Genomic DNA, 13,187 nt, shown 5'->3' on the forward strand with positions numbered 1-13,187 from the left:
TCCATTTCGCTGTACAATATCAGAAGGCCTCCAGGGAACATCTAAGTGGTGGACAGCTTTCATACGTGATTGCACGTTTAGACCCGTTCCACCTTTTTCCGTAGATGCCATGAGAATCCGTACTTCCCCACTATTGACCTTGCGTGAGAGAGAATTTTTCTTCTCATCAGTATTGGCATCATGCACAAAGGCAATTTCTTCTTTTGGTATCCCTCGATCGACAAGCAAGTCCTTAAGTTCATTGTAAACATCAAATCCTTCTTCCTTACTTTTAGGCGTTCCAATATCAGAGAAAATCATCTGAGTGGCTTTGTCTTCAGCTCCTTCACGGTAAATCCGCTCGACATTATCAACGACTTGAAGGATTTTCTCATTGTCTGATAAGGTATAAGCAGGGTCAATCAACCGCATATCAATGGCTAGTTTTCTAGCTTCCCCGGTTATCTTTAACATATTATCTCTACTTGGATCGACACTACCTGACTTGATAGCGTCTGAACGCTCTACCAGTTCTTCTAAATAGTATTTCTGAGCTTGCGTTAACTCGCTTTCCACCGCAATAATCTTAGCTTCAGGTACAGGTAAATCAAGCATATCAGAAGTCTGAATATCGGCGGTTTCCTTGTAAATACGCATTAGTTCGGGCAAGTTGACAAATTTCTTGAACCGTTTCTTAGGTTGGTATTTATCACCTGTCGGGGCTAGTTCCATAGAGTTTTCAATATTCCCAAAAGCCCCAACCCAGGAATCAAAATTTGATACCTGGTATCGCTCTAAAACATCAGGTTGAATGTAATTCATCATGGTATAGAGTTCGCTAATGGAGTTTGAGACTGGTGTTCCAGTCGCAAAAACGACATTTCTATCTCCATGCTCTGCCTGAACTTGTCTCACCTTCATCTCCATATCCACGTTCTTTTTAGAAGTGGTATTGGTAATGCCAGCGACATTGCCAAGTCCTGTGATTGGACGGATATTCTTGAAGTGATGAGCTTCATCCACAAAAAGAAAATCAATTCCAAGGTTTTCAAATTCAATAAAGGTATCTCGCTCTAGTTTTTGGAGTTCTTCCAACTGGTGCTCTAGTCCCTTGATTGAACGCTCTGCTTCTTTGACCGTATAATCAGAATCACTTCCTAGCTTGATTTCTCTGAGTTGCTCCAGCTTGTCATTGATATAGGTAACCTGCTTCTCTCGACTCATCGGTATTTTTTCAAACTGGGAATCTCCAATGACAATGGCATCATAGTCGCCTGTGATAATACGTGATACGAACTGCTTACGTTTGGCTTTGACAAAGTCCTTCTTGGTGGTCACATAAACTTTCTTAGTTGGGAAAAATTTCATGATTTCTTGACCAAACTGTGCAGTCAAACTAGACGGAACCACATAAAGAGGTTTATGCACCATCCCTAATTCTTTCAATTTGAAACCAGCTCCGAGCATGGTCAAGGTTTTTCCAGACCCTACCTCATGGGCTAGTAGGGCACGTTTTTCCTCCACAATCCGTTGAATGGCATTCTTTTGGTGAGGACGTAAGGAAATATTCTGTGCGAGTCCATCAATGGTTAAATGGCTACCATCATAAACCTTAGAAACTGTACGATTATAGAGACTGTTATAGGTGTCTTCAATCATCTGTTGGACGTCTGGATATTTTGCTACAAAATCTTGAAAGAGTTCTTGTAGGTGTGTCTCCTTAGCACGCAGAACTGTTGTTTTCTCTACATCCGTCACATTCTTTTTCTTATCCCCTTCGACAACTTGTTTTGTAATGGTTGGTTGATTGGAATTCAGGAGGTTTTCGAAGATTTTACGACCACTATCATAGCGTGAAGCAGGGACACCTAGACTCCTATCCGTTGCGTTGGAATAAGTGTAGGCAAACTTAGATTGGTAAGTGATAACTCCGTCAATGGGACTGACTTCAAGGACAGTCACCACTTCTTGGTCAGAGAGGTCAAAAGCTTTTCCCATAAAGGTTTCTTGGGCAAATTTTCCGTAAACAGACAAAGGAATCCAGCGTGAACCGATTCGATAATCAATGTCTGCCAAAGTAATACGTGCTGGTTTGATAGCTTCTAGAAGTCCTGCATAATGTGACCAGTTAAAGTCCTGATTGTCTTGTTTGACGAATAGATCTACCACTTCTAACTTAGTGACGACATCCCCTGACAGAAAGTCTTGGCGAGAAACATAGGTCAATTCTCTATTCAAATACTTCTCAGGATCAGGCATAATGAGGTCACCTAACTCCTCAATCAAGGTCATCTTCGATTCAACCTGATAGATAGACATCATATAAGCAAAATCAACACCTCGTCCGTCAGCCAAGCTGGAATTTAAGGCATCAAGGGCAGTATGTACCTTTTTAACCTCTTTTTCGGGACGCACTAAAGCCTTCTCAAAAGCAAGGGATTTAGTATAGATAACAGACTTTCCACTTGGATCCAGACGTTCATCTTCCAAACTAGCAAGAAGCGAATACTTATCATCACTATCAAAAAGATTGCGGTTCACTGCACTGTTCAAATACCCATAGTGTTTGACAAAGCTATCATAGGTACGATTGAGTTTGCCTAACAAGTGGTTAAAGGTCTCCTTATCGTAGTCATAATAGCGTTGAATGGCAATAACTTCTTGGTAGGCATTGCGAATATCGACCATTCCTTTGATTCGTGCCACTTCTTTATCAGACAATGGAGCTTCATAGAAAACTGTCTTTTTATAATATCCCTTAAACTGACCACGTTTGGCTGCATCATCGGTCACATAGACATCCAGAGCTGTGCTATCAGTCACTTCTAAGGCATTAAAGCGAACAATCTGCTTTTGAGAATGCTTGGTGTCCCATGCTTTGAAGTTGCCCTCTTCATCGACATAGTAACTGATTTCTTCCGTCTTGGTTCCGACTCGAATGCCTTTGTTGTCTCGATAGTAAACTGTAGAACCCTGGTAACCAAAACTGTACTGACCCAGATTCTCCCTCATTTCAGCTGGAATGGAGGTATCAATGACTTGTTTGGTCAACACATTTGGATTAATGATGACCTCATTTCTATCAATCTCTCTTGGGGCCTTAACGTGATTTAGAGCAGTTTGGACACTTGCAATCAAGTCATCACTAGTCCCCTTAACAGAAAGTGTTCCTCCGTTAAAATTTCTGACCTCGTAGGTTCCTAGCACTTGGCTATTGTATTCTCCATCAAAGTAAGGATTGAGCCAAATGCGACTATCCTTCTCATAGCGAATAGAACCTGAAAAGGCTAAGTCGTCTGCCAAATATCCCTTGTCTAAATGTTTCTGGAAGAATAACATATCCGTTGTGACACTCGTTCCTGCAATGGCCTTAAAGGCAGAATCAGGCAGTCGAACCCCACCAAGAAATTCAGTTGTCTCACGAGTATCTTGTAAGATGTTTTCTGTTCGCTTATCCATGGTTCCTGTGGAAGAGATAATCGCTACTTGTCCACCATCATGGACCAAACCAAGTGACTTTTTGACAAAGTAGTCATGAATCATGTAAGGCCTATCGTACCTGTTATCCGCAATTCGTATATTGGCAAAAGGCACATTTGAAATCACCAAATCAAAACTATTATCGTTAAAAGCCACCGTCTCAAAGCCCTTAATTTCAATATGACTATTGGGATGAAGGTGTTTGGCAATAGCTCCTGTAATAGTATCTAATTCCACACCATATAACTCACTCTTTTCTCTTAAGTGTTTTGGCATAGCCGCAAAAAAATTCCCTGTTCCCATGGAAGGATCTAGGATTTTGCCACCTGTAAAGCCATCTCTTTCTAATTTAAACCACATCTGACGGATCAGGTCTGGGTCTGTGTAATAGGCTGTCAGAGAGGACTGTTTCATATCCGAATACTCTTTATCTGTGACTAAGCTTTTCAGTTCTTCTCGTTCCTTAGAAAATTTTGGATTATATTCATCAAAAAATTCATTGGCTAGTCCACCCCAGCCTACATATTTGGCAAGGAGTTCTTGTTCACTTGTACTTGCCTGACGGCGTCCCGTTTCAAGTGTTTTAACCAAACGAATGGCCGCAATGTTTGTCTCAACCTTATCTCTAGCAGTCTTAGGATAAAAGTCCGTCATATCTTCTGGAAAATAAAAGTCCGTTACTGGAATCTCTGGAATTGATTCCCCTAAATTCTCAATAGGACCTTGGTTGTTTGGTTGGATAACAACATCATTGTTAGGTTCCTCTACACTACTTGGTTCCAATAGTCCAATACTCTGAACTGGCTCCTCTTCCAGAAATGAAAAAAGATTTAGTTCTTGGTCCGCTTCTTCTAACTCTGTTTGTGGTTCTGCCTTTGGCTGATGAAGTGCCTGACTGACTTCTTCCCAGGTCCTCACATAAAGAACTGGATTTTGTTCAATGATATCCGAAAAGTCATTGACTAACTCAATCCGAATCAAACCGTTCAATCGAGCATCACTGACCGACACGACCTCAAAGTCCTGTCCCTTATAGTAAACCAATGACCCCAGAGGATAAGTGTCCAAGACTCTCTGGACTAGTGGATTTTCCGCTAACTCTTCATCAACCACTACTTTCGACTCAGCTTTCTCTAGCTTGCTTTTCCAATCTCTGAGGGTTAAATCTGGCTGATTGCGTTTATCTTTTTCAAATTGCTCCGCATCTTCTCTGCTGAGTTCTTGGTGTAAAAAGGCGTAGGCAACTTGTCGCAGCTCTTCAATGGAAAGCTGGCTACCAAAGAAAAATTCAACCTTTTCATGACTCAATCCCATTTGGAGTAGTTCTGTCGCAAGGGCTAGTTGAGTTACCGAGGCTTTGGGATAGCCACCTAGTAAAGCAAGGTCCGCATTTTTCAAACGAAAACGACCTGCCGCATCCAATAAAATACCGACTTGGTCTGATTCAAACTGAGATAGTTCAATCCCTACCTTAGTCAATTTTTCTTGATTTTCTATCCTAATGGCTCGTCCAATTTTTTCTAATTCCTTTTCTTCGACTGTAGTCAGCGTTCGTTTCAGCTCATAGGGAGTGCCATCAGCTTCTAGATAGGTAAGTAACTCCTCGCCCTCAAAGACTGGTGTCATTTCCGTCTCAGTATCAAAATCACCTCGTCTAAAACTTGGGACTTTGGAACGTTCATTTCGAATTTGGTCAAAATATGTTAGAATCTCAAATTTACGTCGTAAAGACAACTCTTCATAAGCTGGCAGATGACTTGTTCTTCCTGTTTGAACATCTAGTTGAGACAAATCTACATCCAAACTAGCAATGATGAGAGAGCCATCTTCTCTAAATGATATTGCTTGATGAACACTAGCTTTGTGCTCATCACCAGTTTCTTCATTTTCTAGAACTGTTTCATCTACTTTTGTTTCAAGCTCAGGCTCGTAAGTTAAGAGAAACTGTTCAATATCTCGACTAATCCGATCCGCTAAATTATTAGCCACACGATAAACATTGACCAAATTAGCTCCCCTACTCTTTTGTAATAGAGAATCTGGTGAAATAGTTTGGTAGTGTCCATTTGAGTCTAATAGTTGAAAACGAGTGGCCAGATTGAACAAGGCCACTTCAATCACCAAGTCTTTTTCAGACGGCGATAGTTTGTCGAGTTTTTGGAGACCAATTTGGCCGAAAACTTGTGTATAGGTCAATAGATCATGAGCAGTATCATAAGGACTAGCCTGGACAAAAGCTGAAACATCTGTCTCAAAGTGAAGTACCTGAACAGATCTTTTGATTCCCTGCCTATTGGTCATAAACTGACGAATAAGACTATCCCACTCCTCATCAAAATGCTCTGCTTGGTAATATAAAAATGCCTCAAGCAGGGCTCTATCACGAGGAATGGTGGCTCTCATCATTTGTAGTAAGACTTCTTGATTCATTATTCCCTCCCATTTCAAAAAGGCTGAGAGTGTTTCTCAGCCCTTTGAGTTAATCTAGGACCAAGGCTCGTTGGTCTCTTTCTTGTGGAATTCCTTCCATTACAGTTGCCACATAGTGTTGTAAGAAATGACTTTTCTGGTCTAGTAAATCTTTTTGCAAGGCAAGGTGAACCAAATCTCCAAAATAATCCTGACTGGAAATAGCCAATTCCTGTTGAATTATGGCCTGTAAGGTTTCAAGGCTAAGTGGTGAGTAATCGTCACTATCCAAAACCTCATACTGTTCCAAGGTGTCTGAGAGACTATTTGAGGACATTAAATCCATAATAAAACTAGAGCCTTCACCTGTTCGGTACAGCTTTTCCAGAATGTCAGTCATATCTGCCTGTACTTCATCCTGATAACTATCCACTTTAACTCGTAGCTCATCACTAATCAAGGATAGGTCATCCTCATCCATATAATCTTGATAAACCTGATTGAGGATTGTTCTATCAGAAATACTTAATTCCAAAGAGAGAAAGGCTTTGATAAACTCTTGGTAATCGACCTTCTCCATTTCAGACAAAGCCTCTTTCATGGTGTCAAAGTTCCAAGTCATCACACAACTCCTTTTGTGGGACTAGTGGTGAATGACCAGATTGTAGCTCTTCTAAATCAGCTTGACCATCACCATCTGTGTCAACAGACTGCGGATCGGTTCCCAAAGCTAGTTCCTGAGCATCTGTCAAACCATCTTGGTCTGAATCCTTTTCATAAATAGTTTTTGGATTCATCTACTTCTCCTCCTTTTTCTTCAGTCCATAAGCCGTACCAAGTAGAATACCAGCTCCAATCAAGCCCAAAAGGGATTCTTGTTCCCCTGTATTTGGCAAAATGCTTGCTGGAACAGGCGGTTCAATAGTCTCAATTGGTGGTTGAGGTGGTGTGGGTTGATTTGGACTTGGTTCTTCAGGTTGAGGTGTATGTGTTACAACTGTATTTGAGCTGATGACATAGCCATTCACTGTATGAAGATAGGTATTCTCCACCTGACCAGCCGCAATCCGTTTCATTTGAAGGTAAACATCTGCCTGAAAGGCTGAATCATCGGAGATAGTCTCTAAGAAGGATTTATCAAATGAAATTGACACGAGGCCATTTTCTGTATCCACTTGTTGCAAGGTATATTTCGTAACTTCCGTTCCTTCTTTTAAGACAGAACCGTCTTTGAGGATGACATCCGTCATCAGATAGCTGCGATAAACACCATTATACTCATCATGTTTTTCATCATAGTTATCTTCAAAACCATATTCAAATAAATCAGTCGCACGATTGCTTGGAATCAATGCTCCAACCAAGCGATAGTTAAAGGTTTGATGCAAGACCACTTCTTTCCCGTCAAGGCTCTCATCTTTATGAGACAAGTCAATCACCACATCTTTTTGTGGGTCTAATTTTGGAACATTATTAACCACTGTTTCCGTGACATAGGCCAAGCTAAAATCAATCTGATAGGCTGTATTTTCATACTGACCACCTGTTTTGGTCAACTCATTTTTTACCGTCATCGGAAGCGTGACAACTAAGGTTTGACCAGTCTTCACATAGGTCTCATAGAAGGCTTTTGGATCATCGCTACTAAGAACTTGAATGGCTCCTTTAGGTGTAAACTGACGTTTAGCCATGGCATCTTGGACGACTTCCGGAGCTTCTGACAAACTAGCGTAGGTGCTGACAGAGATACCAGATACACGATTGCCATCCTTATCCAAAACTTGAATGCCATCAGGATTTAGGGTAAGGGCTTCTTCTGGGTAATCGTCTACCATGTAAAATCCCTTGGCAAGAACATCATCCGTCACGACCATGTCCTTGTATTGACTGTAATCCAAGACAATTTTGTAATAATTGACCGTATTCGGAAGAACAGTCTTTCCATCAATTGAAATACCTTCTTGATTGGTATTAGACTTATGTGGAGTTACTTTAGGGACAAAATTGGTCACTGTATTGGTTTCATAGGCTTGCCCAAAGTCCACCTGATAAGCCACATTTTCATAAGACTTCCCTGAATTAAGCATGGTTTCCAAAACCGTCATCGGAGTGACAATGGTAATATTCTCCCCCTTGGTCACATAAGATTCAAAAAAGACTTGTGGGTCCTCAGGCATGAAAACTTGAAAAGCTCCTTTAGGCTGAATTTTTTGTTTCGAAAGGGCTGCTTGTAGCGTTTTAGGAGCTTCAGTTAATTGAGAATAAGACTTCACCGTGATTCCTGAAACTGTTTTGCCACCAGATGTGATAAACTGAATAGCTGCTTCATCCGGCAATAAAGCTTCTTCTGGATAATCATCCACAAAGTAAAAACCTTGTGCAATCTGAGAGTTGTCTGCTTTAATCCCTCGGTATTGGTCCAAGTCCCATGAGAGAGTATAGTGATTTTGAGTGCCCACTAGCATAGGCTTCCCATTGATGTCTACTTTGTCTTTATTGAGGTTTTGTTTCTTGGGTTCTGGAGAAACAAGGGTGTTGGTCACTTCCTTGGTTTCATAGCCATTGCCGAAATCAACTTGATAAGCCTTGTTTGTATAGGTCTTTGTCTGACCATAGAGACTATCTTTCACCGTCATTTTGGTCAAAAGTGCTAAAGAAGTTCCTGTTTGAACATACTGGTCATAAAAGGCTTGGTTGTCATCAGGCAAAAAGACTTGAAAGGCACCTGTCGGTGTAATCTTAGCACGAGCCAATTTATCTTGAAGGTCTTTAGGAGCTTCATTTAGGGAAGCATAGTTTTTAACCGTAATTCCTGATACCTTCTGACCGTCAAGGGTTGTAACAGTCGTCCCATTTTCCACCACATCAAGCACTTCCTCTGGGTAATCGTCCACAAAGAAGAAGCCTCGTGCAATTGTCTCTTTAGCAGAACGATCTCCCTTATACTGGTCCAAATCCCAAGTCAAACGATAGTGGTTGGTTGTGCCAAGGGCTACGACCGTGTCATTAATGAGGACACCATCCGTATTTTCATTGTTTTTATCTGGTGTAATGAGCGTGGTTGTCTCCCCATCACCTGGTGTACGAACCGTTACAACATTTGAAGTGACTGTGTAAGCATTGGTTGTGCCCTTGTTCAAAAGGAGTTTGTAACTATTGGAATAAGTTGCCCCATCATTTTGAACAGAACCATAGAGTTTAGGAGCGGTCAGTTGATAAACCTTGGTTAAATCTTTATTTACCTCCTGCAACAAGTTTTCCTTTGCGGTCAAGGTCACAAAATTCTTAGTCTCATCAAAGCTAAGGACATAGTTTCCATTCTCTTTTTGTGTTGTTTCCTTATCAAACAAATAACCTGCAGGCAAATAGTCTTCAAAAATGAGATTAGTCGTTTGAGCACGATTGGGCGATAAGGCATCAACTGTTAAGGGATAAATCACCGTTGAATCTTTTGCGACAGTTTTCTCATGAAGATTAGATTGGTCACTATTGACCACTTCTTTCATAATCTCTGGAGTTGTCGTCAAATGATACGCATGATAATGGACAGTCGGAACTTGTGGTGGCGTTGGAAGTTCTTTTGGAATAGGTTTAACAGGTAAGGTTACCTTGGTCAAAGTTAGACTAGGCTGCACCACTTCTTCCAAAGGCTTTGGCGTAAAGGTTACAGGCTTTTCTGGTGTAAAGGTTTTTGGAGTAAAGACATCTGGTGTTACAGTAATAGGTTCTGGAACGGGTTCAAGTTCCACCGCTACATGAGGTTTGGGACTATAAGGTGTCACTGTACGTGCCACTGGTAGGGTATTTAAGGCAAACCAGTAAGACAATCCAACATTCTGTGGCATATCGCCTTGGCCAAAGGTTACTGTGTAGGTATTTCCTGATGTAACTGTTGATACAATTGCTCCTTTATAAGCATAACGACTTGATGTGGTATCCCATTCCTCAGGTAAATTCAAATCACTTGCACGGTTTGAACCCAAAGAACGTGCTAGACCTTCATTAGTCACTTGAACGGTTGAGCCATTAATCGGCACAAATTTCCCAGATGAATCTTTGACATATTCTAGACCAATGTCATTATGATTGAGGGAAGAATGTGTGAAGACTCCAGGCTTTTCTTTGGAGAAGGTAACTTGTGAACCGTCTTCCAAGAAATACTTGGCAACTACACGAAACTCCATCTTGTCTGTTCGCCAATCACCGTTTCCGTCATTTCGATAGGCAATGAAGCCCTCGGTAGGATCATTTGGTACAACCAATTTCACGGCATCGGTTCTAGCTGGTGATACAAGGTTGGTAATATCGTAAGTCACTCGACTAATCTTTTTACCATCAAATCGTGCATTTTGAAGATTTTGATAGCTAAAACTAAGAGTCTCACCTGTTTTGAAGCTGTCATAGACAAAGAATCCTGTTGAATCCAAAATTCTTGAGTAGCCACCCAGCAAAGCATCGCCAGTTGAAATAATCTGATCAGGATTTCGGGTATTGGCTCCATGTTGTGCTTGTGGCTCACCGTTATTGAGATTTAGGGCTTGAGCAAGGGCTTCAGAAATATAACCTTCTTCACCTTTTGAAATCTCGGCCAAATCACGTTGATAGCGTTCCAATTCTTTGGCATTATAGGCATCAATCGCTTCATTCTCTTTTCTGGCTGCGGCTTCTTTTTCTTGATTGCGTCTAGTAATAGCTTCAATCTCGGCTGCACGATTTGAAACCAATTGTTGTTTCTCCTGATTAGCCTGATCTACTGCGGCTTGACCTGCACGGTTTTCAGCATCAACAGCTGCTTGACCAGCCTGATTACGCCTTTCAATGGCTTTGTTATCTGCTTTTGCCTTAGCAAGTCCAGCTTCATTTTCTTTTTGAATGACCTGATTTTTCGCAACAATATGATCTGCCTTGGTTTTCTTTGTTAGATAATCCGCTAAAGCTTGTTCGTTAGTTGATTGGATGGTTTCAACAGCCTTGCCATAGTTTGTATAGTCAAGTACAGATGTCCCATTTCCTGATGAAACTACTTGTTCTTTCACTGTCACATCAGCATCTGCATACCGAGTTTTTAGGTCATTGACTTTAGTATCAACCCAAGCATTTGTCTCTTTACCAGTTTGGTTGGCCCCTTCGTTGGCCTGTGACAGCACCTTATTTTCCTGTTCAACGCGAGCTTTATTCGATTCGTATGTCGCTTTGTCAGCTTTGTAGGATTCAGTAACTTCATTGATAGCCTCAACTTGGTTTTGGGCATCTTCTTCTGCTTTTGAAATTTGTTGGTTGGTTTCTGCCGCAGAAGTTGTATTTCCTAAATCCATTGGGCTATCTTCAACCGTAGAAACACTTTCAGCCTTTGCCTCTTCAACTGCTTGTGTTACCGTATCATGTGGTACGGTGACTGCAATTGCACCGTTAGATTGTCCAGTTGACCCTAAACTTTCAGTTTGTTCAGAAACAGGGGTTGGTTGTGTTTCTGGTAAATTCATAGCTGGATTTTCCGTTCGTTGAATGGTTGTGTCAACTGATGGAGTAACTTCATCAGCATATGCAACCGTTCCTCCCCAAGCAACAACAGCCGTCACCATAGTTCCAAGGGCAACCGAACATAACGTTCGATATTTTTTACTCTTGCGAAAGACGTGTTTCTCGCCTTTTTCCTGATTGACAAGAAAGTGATGATTACATGTTTTGGTCATAAATAGTCCTTCTTTTCTTTTTTCTGTAGCAACATACTGTCACTCTTTCCTCATCATAAAAAAGAAAGCTTGATTTTGTTATCACAATGCATTAAGGAAAAAGAAAAAAAGCTATCGGTAGCACAACCGATAACCTCCGAAGAATACTTAAAAATAAAAAAAGAGGAGGACTGACGCATCAGACCCTCCCAGACGTGACTAGCACGCCCCAATTCGATACAACTATGATACCACTAATTTCGTTTTTCGTCAATAAATTTACTTAATTGTTGAATTGATGTTTTTCTGTTTGTACTGATAATCTTAAAGAGAATATCACGATTATTGAGTGAAACATCAAATCGTTCAACAATTTCATTGAATTGATAGATGTAGTTGTTGAGGACTACTGTATCAAATTTTAAAATGTTCAAAGTCCAAATCAGTAGAATGAAATAATCTTCAATGAAAACACAAGTGAATGTCGATAATCCTAAATCTTGTTTTATCTGTTTTTTGAGTGCTTTAGATACACCGCTTGAAAAATTAGCATCAAAAATCGCACTGTTGTGCATGGTAGCATTCCTTAACTCAATAAGAGCATTGACAACTAACTCAAGAGAGTTTGACCTATTTGGAATGATCGTGAAATCTTGATTCAATTTTTCACGACTTGACTTAGTTAAACTTCCTAAAAATCTACTAAACTGTCCTAGAGTAATAACTTCAAAATAAGCCCAGAGAGGAATTTGATAATCACTTTTTAAATAATGCTTAATGACCTCATTTTTATCTGAGTAATAGTCAATTGTATCCAGTACATTTTGTCTAGTTTCATTATACTGATCGAGTTTGTTACCATATTTTTCATGGTCTTCAGGATAGTCCATGTAACAAGCTAATTGATGTTCTAATATATCTTCTATCCCACTACTAGATTCTGCGACTATTGAATCGATAGTCCGATTTTTTAATGCTGTCTCTACAAGCATCACTATTGGATAAAATAGTCCTTTTAACTCCATATCAAAATTGTAGATTGCTTCAATTTCCTTAAATGAAGAAAGGGGCAGAATCCCATCTGAATTGGATTTTTTAACGAATCTATATCGTTTATAACCATGATAATATCCCATATTTAAGAGTGTGACAGAGTCATCATCTTGAATATCTATTTTATGATTTTTAAAGATATGGTCAACTAGATCCCCAGAAGTTAAACCAGTTTTCGACTCTTTTTTCATTTTTTCAATAATTGTTTCCATTTAAAATATTCAGTAACCTCTCCTTAGTATTATACCATATCACTAAACTTATCAAAGTAACTTAAAGGTAGAATTTCTAACGAAATATTTACAAAACAATATGCTAACAAATCAAGTTATTGTTAGCATATCCTTTTTTATTTCGTCGTATAAGCAAAACTCAAGCTACTATCCACTCCAGATAATTTACGGAAGGTATAGTTTGGATTGCCATTGTAGTTGGTTTCGGAGATAAGGAATGAGCCATCTGGGTAAACTTTTTATAGCGATAGGTAAAACTTTGATACTATCTCCATCTTTTCCCCCGCTTCACACCGTGCGTGCGACTTTCACCGCACACGGCGTTCCATCAATAGTGTATTATCACGATTTTGCTTTATCG

5 protein-coding genes and 1 pseudogene are annotated in these 13,187 nt (G+C 40.2%); all 6 read right to left on the bottom strand.

What is annotated here, in order from left to right; translation table 11 throughout:
* Window positions 1–5,889 (bottom strand): SNF2-related protein (locus J5566_RS09960; protein ID WP_208563136.1); only part of this gene is annotated, 5,889 nt, incomplete at its 3' end.
* Between the two features lie 49 nt (window positions 5,890–5,938).
* Window positions 5,939–6,490, bottom strand: a complete 552-nt coding sequence (locus tag J5566_RS09965) for a hypothetical protein (RefSeq protein WP_074390205.1) — start codon at window positions 6,488–6,490, stop codon at window positions 5,939–5,941.
* Window positions 6,474–6,665 carry a calcium-binding protein gene (locus tag J5566_RS09970; RefSeq protein WP_105108482.1) on the bottom strand — a complete coding sequence of 64 codons (192 nt, stop codon included), beginning with the start codon at window positions 6,663–6,665 and terminating at the stop codon, window positions 6,474–6,476. Before J5566_RS09970 ends, J5566_RS09965 begins: the two co-directional genes overlap by 17 nt.
* Entirely contained in the window at window positions 6,666–11,561 is a 4,896-nt protein-coding gene (locus tag J5566_RS09975) for an SspB-related isopeptide-forming adhesin (protein WP_208563137.1), read from the bottom strand. It abuts the gene before it with no gap.
* Window positions 11,562–11,794: 233 nt separating this feature from the next.
* Entirely contained in the window at window positions 11,795–12,805 is a 1,011-nt protein-coding gene (locus tag J5566_RS09980; RefSeq protein ID WP_043028877.1) for an Abi family protein, read from the bottom strand.
* A gap of 137 nt (window positions 12,806–12,942) precedes the next feature.
* Window positions 12,943–13,065 (bottom strand): annotated as a pseudogene (locus J5566_RS10810) (CHAP domain-containing protein); the annotation flags it as partial.
* Between the last annotated feature and the right edge of the window lie 122 nt (window positions 13,066–13,187).

It is taken from the genome of Streptococcus suis (assembly GCF_017601095.1).
In the GTDB taxonomy this organism is placed as follows: domain Bacteria; phylum Bacillota; class Bacilli; order Lactobacillales; family Streptococcaceae; genus Streptococcus; species Streptococcus suis_Z.

Coding starts and splice junctions, on each gene's coding strand:
- J5566_RS09965 (WP_074390205.1), bottom strand. CDS start 6,490: ATGACTTGGAACTTTGACACCATGAAAGAGGCTTTGTCTGAAATGGAG.
- J5566_RS09970 (WP_105108482.1), bottom strand. CDS start 6,665: ATGAATCCAAAAACTATTTATGAAAAGGATTCAGACCAAGATGGTTTG.
- J5566_RS09975 (WP_208563137.1), bottom strand. CDS start 11,561: ATGACCAAAACATGTAATCATCACTTTCTTGTCAATCAGGAAAAAGGC.
- J5566_RS09980 (WP_043028877.1), bottom strand. CDS start 12,805: ATGGAAACAATTATTGAAAAAATGAAAAAAGAGTCGAAAACTGGTTTA.